The organism is Streptomyces sp. NPDC041122, assembly GCF_055592445.1.
Genome location: NZ_JBVIYQ010000001.1, coordinates 1010725 through 1029471, shown reverse-complemented (window position 1 = coordinate 1029471; position 18747 = coordinate 1010725). Strand labels below are relative to the sequence as shown.

General features: G+C 71.4%; 15 protein-coding genes. 11 read left to right on the top strand and 4 right to left on the bottom strand.

The window, feature by feature from the left end:
* Positions 1-1866 precede the first annotated feature (1866 nt).
* Complete coding sequence (locus ACZ6B8_RS04460) at positions 1867-3084, bottom strand: serine hydrolase domain-containing protein (RefSeq protein ID WP_471606244.1); 1218 nt, start codon at positions 3082-3084, stop codon at positions 1867-1869.
* Between the two features lie 292 nt (positions 3085-3376).
* Here ACZ6B8_RS04460 and ACZ6B8_RS04455 point away from each other — a divergent pair, with 292 nt between their 5' ends.
* From ACZ6B8_RS04455 to ACZ6B8_RS04410, 10 genes are all read left to right on the top strand, one after another.
* A complete protein-coding gene (locus tag ACZ6B8_RS04455) occupies positions 3377-4621 on the top strand; it encodes a M20 family metallopeptidase (protein WP_471085085.1) in 1245 nt (414 codons plus the stop codon).
* A 239-nt stretch (positions 4622-4860) separates the two neighbouring features.
* Positions 4861-5946: a BMP family lipoprotein gene (locus ACZ6B8_RS04450; RefSeq protein WP_471085088.1), complete on the top strand. Its 1086-nt coding sequence runs from the start codon at positions 4861-4863 to the stop codon at positions 5944-5946.
* A gap of 231 nt (positions 5947-6177) precedes the next feature.
* The gene (locus ACZ6B8_RS04445) at positions 6178-7230 is read left to right on the top strand and encodes a BMP family lipoprotein (RefSeq protein ID WP_471084945.1); all 1053 of its coding nucleotides are present in this window, start codon (positions 6178-6180) and stop codon (positions 7228-7230) included.
* A gap of 282 nt (positions 7231-7512) precedes the next feature.
* A complete protein-coding gene (locus ACZ6B8_RS04440) occupies positions 7513-9096 on the top strand; it encodes an ABC transporter ATP-binding protein (protein ID WP_471606467.1) in 1584 nt (527 codons plus the stop codon).
* Positions 9093-10235, top strand: a complete 1143-nt coding sequence (locus ACZ6B8_RS04435; RefSeq protein WP_471606243.1) for an ABC transporter permease — start codon at positions 9093-9095, stop codon at positions 10233-10235. Before ACZ6B8_RS04440 ends, ACZ6B8_RS04435 begins: the two co-directional genes overlap by 4 nt.
* On the top strand, positions 10232-11497 hold the full coding sequence (locus ACZ6B8_RS04430; RefSeq protein ID WP_471606242.1) for an ABC transporter permease: 1266 nt from the start codon (positions 10232-10234) through the stop codon (positions 11495-11497). Before ACZ6B8_RS04435 ends, ACZ6B8_RS04430 begins: the two co-directional genes overlap by 4 nt.
* Complete coding sequence (locus ACZ6B8_RS04425) at positions 11494-11907, top strand: cytidine deaminase (RefSeq protein ID WP_471084954.1); 414 nt, start codon at positions 11494-11496, stop codon at positions 11905-11907. Before ACZ6B8_RS04430 ends, ACZ6B8_RS04425 begins: the two co-directional genes overlap by 4 nt.
* A 120-nt stretch (positions 11908-12027) precedes the next feature.
* Entirely contained in the window at positions 12028-13305 is a 1278-nt protein-coding gene (locus ACZ6B8_RS04420; RefSeq protein WP_471606241.1) for a thymidine phosphorylase, read from the top strand.
* Positions 13306-13445: 140 nt separating this feature from the next.
* A complete protein-coding gene (locus ACZ6B8_RS04415) occupies positions 13446-14030 on the top strand; it encodes a Uma2 family endonuclease (protein WP_471606240.1) in 585 nt (194 codons plus the stop codon).
* Between the two features lie 66 nt (positions 14031-14096).
* On the top strand, positions 14097-14534 hold the full coding sequence (locus ACZ6B8_RS04410) for an STAS domain-containing protein (RefSeq protein WP_471606239.1): 438 nt from the start codon (positions 14097-14099) through the stop codon (positions 14532-14534).
* Here ACZ6B8_RS04410 and ACZ6B8_RS04405 read toward each other — a convergent pair.
* Together ACZ6B8_RS04405 and ACZ6B8_RS04400 are read right to left on the bottom strand one after the other, a co-directional pair.
* On the bottom strand, positions 14445-15428 hold the full coding sequence (locus ACZ6B8_RS04405; RefSeq protein WP_471606238.1) for a sigma-70 family RNA polymerase sigma factor: 984 nt from the start codon (positions 15426-15428) through the stop codon (positions 14445-14447). The genes ACZ6B8_RS04410 and ACZ6B8_RS04405 overlap by 90 nt on opposite strands.
* Positions 15429-15567: 139 nt before the next feature.
* On the bottom strand, positions 15568-16854 hold the full coding sequence (locus ACZ6B8_RS04400; protein ID WP_471606237.1) for an MFS transporter: 1287 nt from the start codon (positions 16852-16854) through the stop codon (positions 15568-15570).
* 62 nt (positions 16855-16916) lie between these two features.
* Here ACZ6B8_RS04400 and ACZ6B8_RS04395 point away from each other — a divergent pair, with 62 nt between their 5' ends.
* On the top strand, positions 16917-17888 hold the full coding sequence (locus ACZ6B8_RS04395) for a LysR family transcriptional regulator (RefSeq protein ID WP_471606236.1): 972 nt from the start codon (positions 16917-16919) through the stop codon (positions 17886-17888).
* Between the two features lie 84 nt (positions 17889-17972).
* On the opposite strand, the gene ACZ6B8_RS04390 is transcribed toward ACZ6B8_RS04395, so the two are convergent.
* Positions 17973-18737 carry an alpha/beta hydrolase gene (locus ACZ6B8_RS04390; protein WP_471084973.1) on the bottom strand — a complete coding sequence of 255 codons (765 nt, stop codon included), beginning with the start codon at positions 18735-18737 and terminating at the stop codon, positions 17973-17975.
* Positions 18738-18747 lie beyond the last annotated feature (10 nt).

The following is an 18747-nucleotide window of genomic DNA, read 5'->3' as shown; positions in this document are numbered from 1 at the left end:
CAGCGGTGGACTTGGCCGGCCCAGTCTGCTCGGGCCGTCGGCTTTGTCGGCAAGGTGCGAACCGGCCCACCGTGGGCGGAGGTGCTCTGAGTCTTCGGTGGCCCGGCGCCTTCGATTCCTACCGGGGCCGCCCGGGTGTTTGCGGAGTGTGGCGCCTCCGGGCCGGGAGTAAAGGGCGCTCCTTCGGCGCGTCGGCTTCGCCGATTCCGCTGCGCTCCACCCTTGACTCCCGTCCCTCCACCGCAGCGAAACGTCCGACCCGGCCGGCCAGGGTGAGGCGACGGACTCCTCTTGTCGGGTCATCACCTTTCGCTGCCGGGTGCCGACCGGCCCATCGCGAGCCGACGCCACGGTGCGAGCTCGGCCCACGGCCGCCCTGGTCGGGTCATCCACTCGCGCGGCCGGGTGCGGACCGGCCCAACGTGCGCGGGCGCCACGGTCACGGCTCGGCCAGCCGCCCGGCTTCGCTGCTCGGGACAGCCTCCTTCGTCGCCGGATGCGGATCGGCTCATTGTGGAGGGGGCGCAAGGTGCCTGGCTCGGCCTATGGCTGGTCTGCTCGGGTCATCACCTCTCGCTGCCGGGTGCGACCCGGTCCATCGTGGGCGGGCGTCAGGGTTGGGGCTGGGCCCACGGCCGGTCTGCTCGGGCCATCACCCTTCACTGCCGGGTGCGGACCGGCCCATCGCAGGCGGGCGCCCCGGTGCGCGCTCGGCCAGCCACGCGGCCACGCCGCTCGGACCATCGCCTCTCGTCGCCGGGTGCGGACCGGCCTATTGTGAGCCGACGCCACGGTCGGGGTGTTCGGTCACCCACCCGGCTTCACGACTCGGGGGCAGCGGGTGGCGTTGGCGGGTGCGGGGTGGGCGTTGAGCTGGAGGTGCGGCCCTCTGCCCCGGGGGCTGGCACCTACTTTGGGAAAGTTGCGAACCGAGACGCCGCGCGCCCCCTGCCGTCGCGGTGAATGCGCCCCCGGGGACGTGGTTCCGCCCTCTGACCTCAGGCCCGTCACCGTCCCACCCTTGGCGGGCGCGGTGGTTGCTCATCGTGGGCGGGCGTCAGGGGCGGAGTGCGGGGTGAGCCGGAGACGCGGCCGTCTGCCCGGCGGTCGGCCACCTACTTCGGGAAAGTTGCGAAGCAGATCTCCGCGCGCCCCCTTCCCGCGCTCCATGCGCCGCCCGGCGGGTGGGCGATCGCAGGGGCCCGCCCCCACACCCGGACCCAGCCGTCTCACTCAACTCCTCTACCCCACAGGCCTCTTACCTCCACGAGAACCCGCCCTTCCCACGATTCCCGTGTCCCGCAAAGACCCCGTCCGTCCCATCACCGCCAGCGGGTTGGCCAGTTCCGGGGGCGCTTGGGGTGTGGCAGGGGGGCGCGCGGCGTCCTCATTCGCAACTTTCCCGAAGTAGGTGCCAGACCCCCCGGCGGGCAGTCCATCGGAGGTGGCGTCCGCTGGCGATGGGCCGGACCGCACCCGGCAGCGAAAGCCGATGACCCGCGCAGCGAAGCTGGACGGCTGGCCGAGCTCGCACCGAGGCCCGCGCCCACGATGGGCCGGTCCGCACCCGGCCGCGCGAGCTGATGACCCGACCAGCCGGGCCGCGTGGCTGGCCGGGCGCGCACCGTGGCATCCGCCCACGATGGACCGGTCGGCACCCGGCCGCGAAAGGTGATGACCCGAACAGCGAGGTCCGCCGCCATCCCCTGGCCGGCCGGGTCGGACGTTTCGCTGCGGTGGAGGGACGGGAGTCAAGGGTGGAGCGCAGCGGAATCGGCGAAGCCGACGCGTAGCGCAGCGGAGCGCCCTTTACTCCCGGCCCGGAGCCGCCACACTCCGCTCTCACCCGGGCGGCCCCGGTCACCGTCAACGCCCCCGGCCCACCGAAGTCCCCCCGCCCGACCCCGCACCCACCCCACACAGAGCCGACTCGACCACCCGGTCCACGCGACCCCTGCCCGCCTCGTCGTCCAGCTGCGTCGTCACCGCGACACTCGCCGCCCGCCGCCCCCCATCCGTGGCCCCACCCCGCGTCTCGTAACCCGGGAAACTGCCGCCATGCCCCCAGTACAGCCCGCCGCACGGCAACGGCTTGCTCACCAGGCCCAGGCCATAGCGGGCGCCAGGGCCGAAGGTGTCCTCCGCGGGGACCGTCCTGCGCATCTGGGCGAGCTGCGCCCGTGGCAGGAGCTCTCCCTCCAGGAGCGCCGTGAAGAACCGGTTCAGGTCCGAGTTCGTGGAGATCAGCTGACCCGCCGCCCACCCCCACGAGGGGTCCGTCTCCGTGACGTCGAGCAGTGGCCCGCCCGGCGACTCCCGGTAGTAGCCCTTGGGGTGAGCGCCCCGGATCGTCGCGTCGCGCGGCGCGGGGAAGTACGTGTGGCGCAGGCCGGCCGGCCCGATGACGCGCCGCTCCATCTCCTCGGCCAGCGAGTGCCGCGTGACCTTCTCGATGATCATGCCCGCCAGCACGTAGTTCGTGTTGCTGTACTTCCACTTCTCGCCCGGCCTGGACTCGGACTCGTGCCGCAGCGCGATGTCGACGAGCTCGCTCGGCGTGAAGTACCGGACCTCCTCGCCCAGGTACGCGCTGTAGTTGGGGAGCCCACTCGTCTGCTGAAGGAGATGGCGCACGGTGATGGCACCCCCGTCGTTGCCGTGGCCGCGGACCAGGCCCGGCAGGTACGCGTCCACCGGGGCGTCGAGGCGGACCTTGCCCTCGGCGACCAGTTGCAGCACGACCACCGCCGTGAAGGTTTTGGTGTTGCTGCCGATCCGCACCCGCCCGTCCCGGGGCACCTCCGCCCCGGTCATCACGTCGCCGACCCCCGCCGTGTAGTCACGGGTGCGGCCGTCCTGCCCCATGACCCCGGCGAGCGCACCGGGCGACCCGCCGGGCCCCACCAGCGCGCTCAGGCCCTGCTGCACGGGGTCGGGCCGCCCACCGCCGGCCGACGCGGAGGGCGCGAACGCCCCCAGCGTGATGGCGCCGGCGAGCAGGGCGGCCGCGGCCTGCCCGGCCCGCCGCCGGCCACCGCGTCGCCGCCGGGGAGAACCGATCTTCTGACCTGCACGATCACACACGGGGCAACTCCTGGGAACCATGGACGACCATCGAAAACGCGCCGACGGCGCGCTGCCGTCCCAGCCTGTCCCGCGCACCTCACCTGGTCGATCCCGCTACCCGGTGGATCACCGTGGGGTTAACCTCCGTCCCACACCCCGCATCCTCCGTGAGAGCGAAAGAGCCTACCCACCGCGACCAGCCGCCATGCGCCACGACGCCATAAAATCTTCCCCTAACGGACTGAACTTTTGTTGATCGTGGGTCAGTTGGCCGGTTCGTCGCCTTACCCTTCAAAGGGTGAACCAACTGATGTCCCGTGCGTCCGAAGAGGTGTCCGACGACGTGTCCGAATCGGAGTCCGTACCGGCGGACACGCTGCCCGGCGCGCTGCCCGAAGCGCTGCGCGCCGAACTGGTCGCCTTCCGCCGCGACTTGCACATGCACCCCGAGCTCGGCAACCAGGAGTTCCGTACCACCGCGGCCATCAAGGCCCGGCTGGAGGAGGCGGGCCTCGCGCCCCATGTGCTCGCCGGGGGCACCGGGCTCATCTGTGACATCGGCACCTGGGACGGGGTGCGGCCCATGCTCGCCCTGCGCGCCGACATCGACGCGCTGCCCATCCCGGACACCAAGCTCGGCGTGCCCTACCGCTCCACCGTGCCCGACCGCGCGCACGCCTGCGGGCACGACGTGCACACCACCGTCGTCATGGGCGCCGGCCTCGTGCTCGCGGAGCTGGCCGGGCGCGGGCAGCTGCCCCACCCCGTGCGGCTGGTCTTCCAGCCCGCCGAGGAGGTGCTGCCCGGCGGCGCCACCGACGCCATCGCGTCCGGTGCCCTCGACGGCGTCGGCAAGATCCTCGCCGTGCACTGCGACCCCCGCGTCGACGCGGGCCGTATCGGCGTCCGGCACGGCCCCATCACCTCCGCCTGCGACCGCCTGGAGGTCACCCTCGGCGGGCCCGGCGGCCACACCGCGCGGCCGCATCTGACCACCGACCTGGTCACCGCCGCCGCCAAGGTCGCCACCGAGGTCCCCGCCCTGGTCGGCCGCCGCGCCGACGCCCGCTCGGGGCTCTCCGTGACCTGGGGCCGCATCGAGTCGGGCCACGCGCCCAACGTGATCCCGCAGCGCGCCGAGCTCTCCGGCACGGTGCGCTGCCTGGACCTCAGGGCCTGGCGGGACGCGCCCGACCTGGTGCACGGCGCCGTCCAGGAGATCGCCGACCTCTACCGCGCCAAGTGCGAGATCAACTACATCCGTGGGGTGCCGCCGGTCGTCAACGACCCGCTCGTCGCCGAGCTGCTGCGTGACTCCATGTCGGCGCGGCGCGGCCCGCAGTCCGTCGAGGACACCGAGCAGAGCCTCGGCGGCGAGGACTTCTCCTGGTACCTGGAGCGGGTCCCCGGCGCCATGGCCCGGCTCGGCGTGCGCAGGCCGGGGGAGCGCACCGTCCGCGACCTCCACCAGGGCGACTTCGACGTGGACGAGTCCGCGATCACCGCGGGCGTCGAACTCTTCACCGCCGCGGCCCTGCTGGACGCGGGGCGCTGACGTCCCCCGGCGGCGGACCGCCGGCCGAGGCCGCTCGCGCGGCACGCGTGCACGCTCGCGCGAGCGGCCTCACCCCACAGTCGTATGAAGACTCACCCCACATCAGCACGAAGAGGTAACAGCACCGCGAAAACCCGTTCCCCTCCCTTTCTACGCGCGTTAATGTGCGCCGAAATCAGCGCCGTACGCGGCGCGTCGGCGATCAAGGGGTGCTTCCTGTGCGTCGTCTCTCTTCACGGATCTCTTCCCGGAAATCTCGCACCACCCACATCACCGCGACCCTCGCCGTGCTCGCCCTCGCCGCGGCCGGCTGCGGCAAGACCAGCGGCGAGGCCTCGCAGGACGACGGCAAGGACAAGGGCTCCGCGGGCTCGTCGTCGTACAAGGGCAAGGGCATCGGCCTCGCGTACGACATCGGCGGCAAGGGCGACCAGTCCTTCAACGACGCCGCCTACGCGGGGTACGCGAAGGCCCGCAAGGAGTTCAAGGTCGGCGGCGTGGACATGGAGCCGGGCGACGGCGAGTCCAGCGCCGACAAGGTCCAGCGCCTCGAACAGCTCGCCAAGCAGGGCTACGACCCGGTCGTCGGCGTCGGCTTCGTCTACGCGCCCGCCGTGGAGGCCGCCGCCAAGAAGTTCCCGAAGACCACCTTCGGGATCATCGACGACAACACCGTGAAGGCGGACAACGTCGTCGACCTGGTCTTCCACGAGGAGCAGGGCTCGTATCTCGCGGGTGTCGCCGCCGCGAAGGCGAGCAAGGCCAAACACGTCGGATTCGTCGGCGGAGTGGACATTCCGCTCATCCACAAATTCGAGGCCGGATTCGTGCAGGGCGTGAAGTCCGTCGATCCCAAGATCGAAATCGAGAAGCGGTATCTGACGGAAAAGCCCGAGGAGGGTGGATTCTCCAGTCCGGACCGTGGTCAGAACGCCGCGAGCGGCCAGATCGAGGCCGGCGCCGACGTCATCTACCACGCGGCGGGGCTCTCGGGGCAGGGCGTCATCCAGGAGGCCGGCTCGCAGAAGAAGTGGGCCATCGGCGTCGACTCCGACCAGTACCGGCAGAAGGCCCTCGCCAAGTACAAGCAGTACATCCTCGGCTCCGCCTTCAAGGACGTCGGCGGGGCGGTGTACGACCTCACCAAGTCGGTCGTCGAGGGCAAGCCGATGAAGGGCGAGCAGCGCTACGACCTTGAGTCCGGCCGGGTCGGCTTCTCCGACTCCAACCCGAAGTACCAGGCGATGAAGGACGTCGTCGCAGCCGTCGAGAAGGCGAGGAAGGACATCGTCGACGGCAAGGTCGAGGTGAAGACCGTTCCGTAGCGGACGGCCCGCACACGTTTTACGTAGTACTTCAAGCGGCGCCCGGGCGTCCCCACAAAGGGGGCGCCCACCCGTTGTTCGGGCGCCGGACGCCCGGTGGCCACAGCTCGATAACGGACCGGACAGAAGGGTTCTTATGTCAGGTCTACGCGCGTTACGCTGCGGCGAAATCAGCGCCAGGTGAGGCGCTCGAACGTGCTTGTGCTTGCTTGTACTAAGGAGTTCGTCTCTATGCGCCGGGTGTCTCGAATAGCTGTCGCGGGCGCCGCGACCGCCGCTCTTGCCGTATCCGTCTCCGCCTGTGGTGGCACGTCCAGCGACGCCGCCGCGAGCAAGGACGACAAGAACAAGGGCGTCGCCATCGCCTACGACGTCGGCGGCGCCGGCGACCAGTCCTTCAACGACGCCGCGACCGTCGGCATGAAGAAGGCCGCCAAGGAGTTCAAGACCGGCGAGAAGGCCATCGAGCCGGTCGACGGCGAGTCGGACGCCGACAAGGCGCAGCGCCTCACGCAGCTCGCGAAGCAGGGCTACAACCCGGTCATCGGTGTCGGTTACGCGTACGCGCCCGCCATCAAGGAGGTCGCGGCGAAGTACCCGAAGACCACCTTCGGCATCGTCGACGACGAGACGATCAAGGCCGACAACGTCTCCGACCTGGTCTTCAGCGAGCAGGAGGCGTCCTACCTCGCGGGCGTCGTGGCCGCCAAGGCCACCAAGTCCAAGACCGTCGGCTTCGTCGGCGGCGTCGACGTCCCGCTGATCCACAAGTTCGAGGCCGGCTTCGCGCAGGGCGTCAAGGACACCGACCCCAAGGTCAAGCTGGTCAAGCAGTACCTGACCGAGAAGGCCGAGGACGGCGGCTTCTCCAGCCCCGACAAGGGCAAGACCGCCGCGCAGGGCCAGATCGAGAAGGGCGCCGACGTGGTCTACCACGCCGCGGGCCTCTCCGGTCAGGGCGTCATCGAGGCCGCCGCCGCCAAGAAGGTCTGGGCGATCGGCGTCGACTCCGACCAGTACAAGCAGGACGCCCTCAAGAAGTACAAGAAGTACATCCTGACCTCGGCGACCAAGGACGTCGCGGGCTCGGTCTACAACCTCGCGAAGGCCGTCGAGGACGGCTCCGCGAAGGGCGGCGTCGTCCGCGCCGACCTCAAGTCCGGCGGTGTCGCGCTCGCGGCCTCCAACCCCGAGTTCCAGCAGATGAAGGATGTCCAGGCCGCGCTGAAGAAGGCCGAAGAGGGCATCAAGGGCGGCAAGATCAAGGTCAAGACCACGCCGTGACGGCGCGGCGGCCGTGCGGGCCGCCCTGCCCGCTGCCGTGACGGCAGCGTGATTCTCGTGCGACGGGGTGTGGGGGACGATGGTTCACCCGCGCCCCGTTCGCGCGGACCCAAGCTCGAACGCCCGCGCCAGCGGGGGCGTTTCGAGACCGGGGAGCCCCGACCCGGGGCGCCCCACGAGCAGGGGCACTGCGCGCGTAGGCGGCCCCTTTCCCTCCGGCCCTTTCAGGCCTTCCGGCCCCGAGGAGAGTGCGCCATCGACGCGTCCACCAACCCTCCGCCCATCACCGAGGCGTCAACCGCCCCCGATGGCACCGCCGTTGAGCTCAACGGCATCACCAAACGCTTCCCGGGCGTCGTGGCCAACCACGACATCCACCTGACCGTCCGCAGGGGCACCGTGCACGCCCTCGTGGGCGAGAACGGCGCGGGCAAGTCGACCCTGATGAAGATCCTCTACGGCATGCAGAAGCCGGACGAGGGCACCATCAGCGTCGACGGCGAGCAGGTCGCCTTCGCCAGCCCCGCCGACGCGATCGCGCGCGGCATCGGCATGGTGCACCAGCACTTCATGCTCGCCGACCAGCTGACCGTCCTGGAGAACATCGTCCTCGGCAGCGAGAAGCTGCACGGCATCGGCGGCGCGGCCCGCCGCCGCATCGCCGAGATATCCGAGCGGTACGGGCTCGGGGTGCGCCCCGACGCGTACGTGGAGGACCTCGGCGTCGCCGACCGGCAGCGCGTGGAGATCCTCAAGGTCCTCTACCGCGGCGCCACCACGCTGATCCTCGACGAGCCGACGGCCGTGCTCGTGCCGCAGGAGGTCGACGCGCTCTTCGACAACCTGCGCGAGCTCAAGTCCGAGGGCCTCGCGGTCATCTTCATCTCGCACAAGCTGGGCGAAGTCCTCTCCGTGGCCGACGACATCACCGTCATCCGGCGCGGCACGACGGTCGGCACGGCGATCCCGTCCGAGACGACGCCGCGCCAGCTCGCCGAGCTGATGGTGGGCAGCGAACTGCCCACCCCCGAGACGGCGGAGTCGACGGTCACCGACCGGCCGATGATCCAGGTCGAGGGCCTCAAGCTGCTCGCCGAGGGCGACTCCGGCCGCGCGCTGCTCGACGACATCTCCTTCACGATCCACGAGGGGGAGGTCCTCGGCATCGCGGGCGTCGAGGGCAACGGCCAGACCGAGCTGATCGACGCGCTCATCGGCCTCAAGCACGCCGACTCCGGCGTCATCCGCATGGCGGGCGACGACATCACCGCCGTCCCCACCCGCAAGCGCCGCGAGGACGGCATCGGGTACATCCCCGAGGACCGCCACCGCCACGGACTCCTCCTGGAGTCCCCGCTGTGGGAGAACCGCATCCTCGGCCACGTCACCGAGAAGCCCAACGCCCGCGGTTTCTGGCTGGACCCGAAGGCCGCGCAGGCCGACACCCGGCGCATCGTCGCGGAGTACGACGTCCGTACGCCCGGCATCGACGTGACGGCCGCGTCGCTCTCCGGCGGCAACCAGCAGAAGCTGATCGTCGGCCGCGAGATGAGCCACAAGCCGCGCTTCCTGATCGCCGCCCACCCCACCCGCGGCGTGGACGTCGGCGCGCAGGCGCAGATCTGGGACCAGATCCGCGAGGCCCGCCGCGAGGGCCTCGCCGTACTGCTGATCTCCGCCGACCTGGACGAGCTGATCGGCCTCTCCGACACCCTCCGCGTGATCTACCGCGGGCGGCTCGTCGCCGACGCCGATCCGGCCACCATCACGCCGGAGGAGCTGGGGTCGGCGATGACGGGTGCCGCCTCCGGTCACCTGGAACACACCGAGTCCGGTGACGGCTCCGAGGAGGACGAGACCCGATGAAGAAGTTCGACAAGGAGCGGGTGCTCCTCGCGGTGGCCGGACCGGTCATCGCGCTGGTCGTGGCCGTGGCGCTGACCTCGGTCGTGCTGCTCGCCTCGGGCAAGAACCCGATCGAGCCGTACACCCTGATGCTGGAGCAGATCTCCTACTCCGACGTGCAGGTCCTGACGATCAACCAGGCCGGCATGTACTACCTGGCGGCGCTCGCGGTGGCCATCGGCTTCCGCATGAACCTGTTCAACATCGGCGTGGACGGCCAGTACCGCCTCGCCGCGATGATCACTGCGGTCGTCGGTGCGCACGTCGCGCTCCCCGCGCCGCTGCAGATCCCGCTGCTGATCGCGGTCGCCATGCTCACCGGCGCCTTCTGGGCCGGCATCGCGGGCATCCTCAAGACCACCCGCGGAGTGAGCGAGGTGGTCGCCACGATCATGCTCAACTCCATCGCGACGAGCGTCATCGGCTACCTCACCCTCACCGACAACTTCGGCGTCCCGGTCGGCAACAACCAGACCACCGGCGTCATGGAGAAGTCCGGCTGGTTCCCCGGCATCGGCATGGGCGCCTCCGGCGAGATCTACGGCTTCGTGTTCGTCGCCGTCCTCGCGGGCGTCCTGTACTGGCTGGTCCTCAACCGCACCCGGTTCGGCTTCGACCTGCGCGCCACCGGCGCCTCCCCGTCGGCCGCCGCGGCCTCCGGTGTGAACGCCAAGCGGATGGTGCTCACCGCCATGCTGCTCTCCGGCGCCATCGCGGGCCTCTCCGGCCTGCCGATCCTGCTCGGCGACACCCACACCTACAGCCTCAGCTTCCCCGCGGGACTCGGCTTCACCGCCATCGGCATCGCCCTGCTCGGCCGCAACAACCCGGTGGGCATCGCGCTCGCCGCGCTGCTGTGGGCCTTCCTGGACAAGGCCTCGCCCGCCCTCGACTACGCCACCCCGGTCGCGTACGACAAGGAGATCGCGGTGATCATGCAGGGCCTCATCGTGATCGCGGTCGTCGTCTCCTCCGAGTCCGTGCGCCGCTGGGGCCTGCGCCGCCAGCAGAAGCGCGTCGGCGAGGAACTGGCCGCCGCCGCACGGGCGAACGGCAAGAACGGCAACAACGACTCCGTGAAGGAGGTGGCTGCCCGATGAGTACGGCATCCGTGGCCAAGCCCCCGGCCAAGCAGCCCGCTCCGGCCGGCCGCAGCCGCATCTCGCTCCCCGTCCTCCTGCTGATCATCGCCGGCGTCCTGGTGCTGACCTCCGTGGTCCGCATCATCACCGGCGCCGACGGCATCACGTCCACCGGCCAGATGTCGACGGCCCTCAAGCTCGCCGTGCCGATCGGCCTCGCCGGGCTCGGCGGTCTGTGGGCCGAGCGCGCGGGCGTCGTCAACATCGGCCTGGAGGGCATGCTGATCCTCGGCACCTGGTTCGGTGCCTGGGCCGGCTTCCAGTGGGGCCCGTGGGCCGGCGTCCTCTTCGGTGTCCTCGGCGGTGCGCTCGGCGGTCTGCTGCACGCGATCGTGACGGTCACCTTCAACGTCAACCACATCGTCTCCGGTGTGGCCCTGAACATCCTCGCCCTGGGCGTCACCCGCTACCTCGCCACCTTCGCCTTCGAGGGCGAGGAGGGCGGTACGTCGAAGCAGTCGCCGCCCGTCGAATCGCTCGGCGACTTCTCCGTGCCGGGGCTCTCCGACTGGCTGATGGACCTCAACGGCAAGCACTGGTTCCTGGTCTCCGACCTCGCGGGCCTGCTTGGCGGCCTGTTCACCAACCTGTCGCCGCTGACCGTGGTGGCCGTCGCGATGGTGCCGCTGAGCTGGTGGGTGCTCTGGCGCACCGCGTTCGGCCTGCGGCTCCGCTCCTGCGGCGAGAACCCGGTCGCCGCGGAGTCGCTCGGCGTCAACGTCTACAAGTACAAGTACCTGGCCGTGGTCATCTCCGGCGGCCTCGCGGGCCTCGGCGGCGCGTTCCTGTCGCTGGTCGCCTCCAACATCTATCTGGAGGGCCAGACCGGCGGGCGCGGCTACATCGGCCTCGCCGCGATGATCTTCGGCAACTGGATGCCGGGCGGACTCGCGCTCGGTGCGGGCCTGTTCGGTTACACCGACAGCCTGAAGCTCCGGGGTGGCGGCACGAACGTCCACGCGCTCCTGCTGCTGCTCGCGATCCTGCTGGTCATCGGCGCGGCCTACCTCGCCTGGCGCAAGCGTTACGTGCCCGTGGCGATCACCGCGGCCGTCTCCGCGCTGATGTTCCTGTGGTACGGCTTGACCGACGAGGTGCCCAACCAGGTCGTCACCGCCACGCCGTACGTGGTGACCCTGCTGGTCCTCTCGCTCTCCGCGCAGCGGCTCCGGATGCCGAAGGCGGACGGAATGCCCTACCGAAGGGGACAAGGCAAGTGACGTTTCCCCCTGCCGACGCCGCCACCGACGCCGACTGGGACGCCCTGCGGGAAGCCGCGCGCGAGGCCATGTCCCGCGCGTACGCGCCCTATTCGGGGTTCCCGGTCGGGGCCGCGGCCCTGGCCGACGACGGCAGGACGGTCTCCGGCTGCAACGTGGAGAACGCCTCCTACGGCCTCGGCCTGTGCGCCGAGTGCGGCCTGGTCTCGCAGCTCCAGTTGACCGGGGGAGGCCGGCTCACGCACTTCACTTGTGTGGACGGCAAGGGCGACATCCTGATGCCGTGCGGCCGCTGCCGCCAGCTGCTGTACGAGTTCGGCGGCGCGGATCTCCTCCTGGAGACCTCGTCGGGCGTACGGCCGCTGGGCGACCTGCTGCCGGACGCGTTCGGGCCCGAGCACCTCAACTGAAGGACGGCCCCGCCCCCTTGGAGATCTCGGGTGCGGGGCCGCCTTCAGCTCCCGGCTCTATGCGCGTAGAGTCGCGGCATATCTATGTACGTACGCCGTTGTACTGCTGGAAGGACCGCCATGGACGTCATCTCCGTCATCCGCACCAAGCGCGACCGGGGCGAGCTCGGCGACGAGCAGATCGACTGGGCCATCGACGCCTACACCCGCGGCGCGGTCGCCGACGAGCAGATGTCGTCCCTCGCGATGGCGATCCTGCTCAACGGCATGAACCGCAAGGAGATCGCCCGCTGGACCGCCGCGATGATCGCGTCCGGCGAGCGCATGGACTTCTCCTCGCTGTCCCGGCCGACCGCCGACAAGCACTCCACGGGCGGCGTCGGCGACAAGATCACGCTGCCGCTCGCCCCGCTGGTCGCCGCGTGCGGCGCGGCCGTACCGCAGCTGTCGGGCCGCGGTCTCGGCCACACCGGCGGCACCCTGGACAAGCTGGAGGCCATCCCCGGCTGGCGCGCGCTGCTCTCCAACGAGGAGATGCTGAACGTCCTCGACACCGTCGGCTCGGTCATCTGCGCGGCGGGCGACGGCCTGGCCCCCGCCGACAAGAAGCTCTACGCGCTCCGCGACGTCACCGGCACGGTCGAGGCGATCCCGCTGATCGCCTCCTCGATCATGTCGAAGAAGATCGCCGAGGGCACGGGCTCCCTGGTCCTGGACGTGAAGGTCGGCACCGGCGCCTTCATGAAGAACCTCGACGACGCCCGCGAACTGGCCTCCACGATGGTCGAGCTGGGCACCGACAGCGGGGTGCGCACGGTGGCCCTGCTCACGGACATGTCGACCCCGCTCGGCCTGACCGCCGGCAACGCCCTGGAGGTCCGCGAGTCGGTGGAGGTCCTCGCGGGCGGCGGCCCGGCCGATGTCGTCGAGCTGACCCTCGCGCTGGCCCGCGAGATGCTGGACGCGGCGGGCCTGCCGGACGCCGACCCCGCGAAGGCCCTCGCCGACGGCTCCGCGATGGACGTGTGGCGTCGCATGATCGCGGCCCAGGGCGGCGACCCGGACGCGGCGCTCCCGGTGGCCCGCGAGCAGCACGTGGTCCGCGCCCCGTCGTCCGGTGTCCTGACCCGCCTCGACGCGTACGACGTCGGCGTCGCCGCCTGGCGCCTCGGCGCGGGCCGGGCCCGCAAGGAGGACGTGGTCCAGGCGGGTGCGGGCGTCGAACTCCACGCCAAGCCGGGCGACTCCGTCGAGGCGGGCGCCCCGCTGATGACCCTGCACACGGACACGCCCGAGCGCTTCGCGTACGCGCTGGAGTCGGTGGAGGGCGCGTACGACATCGCCCCCGCAGGCACGGACTTCGCGCCTGCACCGATCGTGCTGGACCGGATCGGCTGAGGGCCGGCCGCGGGCGCGCCCGCGGCCCCTCGACAGGGCTCTGGCCAGGGCTTTCTCGTACGGGTGAACGGGATCGGTGGACCGCCGTCGGTCCCGTTCGGCATGCTGGGATCGGTGACGTACCCAAAGAGGAGACCGCCATGAGCGCACTCGCCGTCGGCCGTTGGCCTGGCCAGAGCTGGGAGGACTTGCTCCGGCTCCGGGAGGAGATGGAGTGGCCCGAGGGCAGCAAGGTGGAGATCATTGATGGGGTCATCACCGTGTCACCCAGCCCAGCCAACCAGCACCATGTCATCGCGGAGAAGGTGCAACGTCGCCTGTATTCCGTGCTTCCGGAGGACTGGGGCATCTACCAGACGCTGTCCGTATCGGTACCGCTGAGTCTGGGAATGTTCATTCCGGATCTTGTCGTAGTGCCTGTTGCGGAAGCCGGAGCGCCTGGTACCTCCGTTTCAGCGAGCGCTGCCGAACTCGTCGTCGAGGTGACCTCGCCGTCCAATGCCCACCACGATCGCGTGGGTAAGCTCGCGGGCTACGCGGCAGCAGGGGTCCCTCTCTACCTCCTCATCGATCGCTGGGCCCCAGGTGGTCCCAGAGTCACCCTCCACGGCGAGCCCCACGACCGCGTCTACCGCATCCTCAGCGCCTGCAAGTTCGGCGAGCCCATCACTCTTCCCGAGCCCTTCTCCCTGGAGATCGACACCAGCGCCTTCCCCGTGGACTGACGCGCGCATGCCGGGTCCCGGGCGCGATCACCGATGAATTCCGCCCGCCCCGCCGGTCAACCCTGCGTGGCCGAATCAGAAGAGCACGAGACGCGCCGAACGCGCCCCGCCCACGACGAACACGACGAGCAGCACGACGAGCACCTGATCCGCATAGCGGGCCCCCTGCGCCCGGGCGACATCCCGCGCCTGTGCGAGCAGGTGGCCCCCGCCCGGCACGGGCCCGGCGGGGGGAGGGCGGGCGACGTCGTCTGTGACGTCGCCGCCGTCACCACCGCCGACCTCACCACCGTCGACGCCATCGCCCGGCTGCACCTGGCCGCCCGCAGGGCCGGGCGGCGGATCCGGCTCCGGAACCCCGCCCCCGCCCTGCAGGCGCTGCTGCGCCTCGTCGGTCTGGTCGAGCTCCTCGGGCTAGTCGTCGAGACGGGGAGCCAGGCCGAAGAGCGGGAACCACCGCTGAACGTCCAGGAAGCAGTGGAAGCCGGCGATACGTCCCTCTGAGATCTCGATGACCTGGATCGCCCACGGCGTGTAACCGCCGTTGTCCGGGTCGGGCTTGTAGTGCGCGAAGCCCGGCGTGCCGTTCACGTTCACCGGGAACAGGCGGCTGTTGACGCAGCTCGCGCCGATCGTGGTCATGAAGCCCGTGATGTCCGCGGTGCCGCGCAGCCACAGGTCGAACGGCGGCATCGTCATGACGGCGTCCTCGGCGAGCAGCGCCGTCAGCGCCGCCATGTCGTACCCCTCGAAGGCGGCGACATAGCGGTCCAGGAGCTTCTGCTGCTCCTCGTCCAGCGGATCGGAGACGGCCGTGTCATCCGCCGGCCGCTCGGCGAGGGTGGCGCGGGCCCGCTGCAGCGCGCTGTTGACCGAGGCGACGGAGGTGTCGATCAGCTCGGCGACCTCATTGGCCTTCCACGCGAGCACCTCGCGCAGGATCAGCACCGCCCGCTGCTTCGGCGGCAGGGACTGCAGCGCCGCGACGAAGGCCAGCCGCACCGACTCCTTGGCGACCGCGGCCTCCGCGGGGTCGCCGGGCGTCGGCAGGACGCGGGCGTCCGGCACCGGCTCCAGCCAGGTGTTGTCGGGGCGCGGATTGAGCGCGGCCTGCGCCAGCGGGGCGGCCGCGGTCAGATCCATGGGGCGGGCCCGGCGGTTGCCCGCGTTCAGCATGTCCAGGCAGACGTTGGTCGCGATGCGGTACAGCCACGAGCGGACGCTGGAGCGGCCCTCGAACTTCTCGAAGCTCCGCCAGGCCCGCACCATCGTGTCCTGCACGGCGTCCTCGGCCTCGAAGGCCGAGCCCAGCATCCGGTAGCAGTACCCGGTCAGCTCGACGCGGTGTTTCTCCAGCGTGACGTCCAGATCGGTCGTCGTCCCTGCGATGTCGCCCATCCCAACCCACCCCTGGCTCGAGCGCGCGGCCCCCTGTGAGGCCCCACACATCGGAAGCTACCGCAGCCCACTGACAACGGCCCCCGGAGTGGGAAAACCCGCAGGTGAAAAGGGGTGGAGCAACAAGGCGCCCGGCGCCTCAGCGCGCCGCCGCCACCAGCCCGCGCCGCTCCTGGACCCGCGCCGCGTGCGAGCCCCACACCGTCACGGACACGACGCCGAGCACCGCGAGGACCCCGAGGCCCACCGTCCCGGCCCAGCCGCCCGCGTGGAAGGCGACCGCGCCGAGCGTGCCGCCCGCGCTGGAGCCCAGGTAGTACGCGGACTGGTACAGCGCGGAGGCCTGCGCACGCCCCTCGGTGGCCGTCCGGCTCACGGACGAGGAGGCGACCGCGTGCCCCGCGAAGAACCCCGCGGTGATCAGCACCAGGCCAAGGAGCACCAGGACCAGCGACGGCGACAGGGAGAGCAGCAGCCCGCCGGCCGTGGTGCTCACCGCCAGATACAGCGCCCCGCGCCGCCCGAGCCGGGCCACCAGGCGCCCGGCGGCCGCCGAGGAGACCGTACCGACGAGGTAGACGAGGAAGATCGAGCCGATGACGCCCTGCGGGAGCGAGAAGGGCGCCTCGGTGAGGCGGTAGCCGATCACCGTGTAGACCGCGCCGAAGACGGTCATGAAGAGCGCCCCGATCGCGTACAGCCGGCACAGGAGCGGGTTCGACAGATGCGTACGGACCGTACGGGCGAGGGACCGGGGGCTGAGCGTGCCCGCGGTGAAGTGCCGCGGCGCGGGCAGCAGCACGCGGAACGCGACCGCGCACAGCACGGCGACGACACCGACCACGCCGACCGCCGCGCGCCAGCCCCACGCCTGCGCGACCCAGCCGGTGACGATGCGCCCGCTCATCCCGCCGATGGAGTTGCCCGCCACGAACATGCCGATCGCGGCGACCAGCGCCTTGGGCCGCACCTCCTCGGCGAGGAACGCCATCGCGGAGGCGGGCAGACCGGCGAGCGCGGCGCCCTGCACCGCGCGCAGCACGATCAGGACCTCGACGGAGGGCGCGAAGGGGACGACGAGTCCGACGACGACGGCGACGGTCAGCGAGGCGGTCATCACCGCGCGCCGCCCGAAGCGTTCGCTGAGCGCGCTCAGCGGCAGGACGAAGAGGGCCAGGGCGCCGGTGGCGCCGGACACCGTCCAGCTCGCGGTGCTCGCGCTCACGCCGAAGTCGGCGGAGACGAGCGGGAGGAGGGCCTGCGTGGAGTAGAGGAGGGCGAAGGTGGCGACGCCGGCGAGGAAGAGCGCGAAGCTCATCCGGCGGTAGCCGGGCCCGCCCGGGGTCAGCCGGGTGTCGGTGGCAGGGGACGACGGGGCAGGGGCGGCCGCATGGGTGACGGACGCCCCGCTACTGGCAGCAGGCATGCCTCGAACCTACGACCGGACTTTTGATGCGTCCAATGCATGGAAACGCCATAATCGATCCCATGCAGCATCAGCAGAGGTCACAGCCGCGTCTGTCACATGACAGTGACGCGGAGGACATCGTCACGCTGCTTGCTCCCCGCCTCGCGTACTTCGCGGGCGTCGCCCGCACCGAGCACGTCACCCGCGCGGCGCAGCAGCTGGGGATCCCGCAGTCGACGCTCTCCCGCGCGCTCGTCCGGCTCGAACGGGACCTGGGCGTCGACCTGTTCGTCCGCCGCGGCCGCACCGTCTCGCTCACCCCGGCGGGCCGCACCTTTCTCGGCTCGGTCGAGCGGGCCCTCGGCGAGGTGGAGCGGGCCGCGGAGTCGGTGCGCGCGGACGCCGACCCGGAGACCGGCAAGGTCGCCTTCGGCTTCCTGCACACCAGGGGCTCGGAGACGGTGCCCGGCCTGATCCGCGCCTTCCGCGCCGATCACCCGCGCGTGCGCTTCAGCCTCGTGCAGAACTACGGCGAGGCGATGATCGAGCGGCTGCGCGCCGGCGAGCTCGACCTCTGTCTGACCTCACCCGTGCCGGACGCCCCCGACCTCGTCGCCCGCCGCCTCGACGAGCAGCGCCTGCGCCTGGTCGTACCCGACGACCACCGCCTCGCCTCCCGCAAGCGGGTCCGGCTCGGCGAGGCGGCCGACGAGGCGTTCGTGACCCTGGAGCCCGGGTACGGCCTGCGGCGCATCACGGACGACCTCTGCCGGGACGCGGGCTTCCGCCCCCGGATCGCCTTCGAGGGCGAGGAGGCGGAGACGCTGCGCGGCCTGGTCGCGGCGGGCCTGGGCGTGGCCCTGCTGCCGCCCCCGGCCGTGCCGCGCCCGGGGGTGGTGGAGCTGACGGTGACGGGCCAGCGCGCGGTCCGCGAGATCGGTGTGGCCTGGCTGGACGGCCACCCGGACACGCCACCGGTGGCGGCGTTCAAGGCGTTCCTGCTGAGCCGCAAGGGCAACCTGGTGGCGGACGCCGGCCCGCACGGCGCGTGAGGCGTACGCGGCCGGGATTTCAGCCCGTCCGGCGCTTGGGGACGAACTCGGCGGAGCCGGTGATGGCGGCGCTCCGTCGCCGGGTCACCGTCGAAGCGACCGCCCGAAGCCGGAGGCGAGCGGCATCCGAAGCCCCAACGGCGGCGGAGCCGCCAACGCATCCTCCAGGGGCCGGGCGAACCCGGCCCCGAACAACGTGCCCATCACGAAGTCCGAGGCCAGCGCGAGGACTTCGGACTGATGCTGGTGCAGCCGGTGCCCGTCGGAGTGCACCTCGAACCGGCACACGTCCCGGTTCGCCTTCTTCGCCCGCTCGGCCAGCCGGAACGACAGCTCGGGGTCGGTCCGCTCGTCGTTGGTGCCGTGCACGATGAGCACCCGCCGCCCCGCGAGCTGCTTCACCGGCTCCGGCGGTGCGGCCACGTCGTCCTCGGGCAGCCAAGGGGCCACCGCGAGCACGGAGTTGACGGCGTCGTGGCCACCGGCGCGCAGCGCGGCCCGGCCGCCCATGTCCACTCCGGCCAGACACACGGGGACGTCGCCGTAGAGCCGTACGACCTCCTCCACCGCCCAGGCCGTGTCGTGCGCGAGCCGCGCCTGCGCGCCGTTCCAGCCCCGGCAGCGGTAGTGCACGACATGCGTGGCGAGGCCCGCCGCGCGCCCGTCGTGGGCGAGTCTGCGGCCCAGCGCCCGCACCCCCGCGCCGGCGAGCGGCGAGGGCTTACGCGTGGAGGTCTCGGCGCCACCGGGCAGCAGCAGCACCGCCCCGCCCACCGCCGACGGCGCCGTCCCGATCACGCGCCCGAGCCTGGCCGCGCCCGCCGGCCCCGCGGTCCCTTCCTCTGCCATGACAGAACAG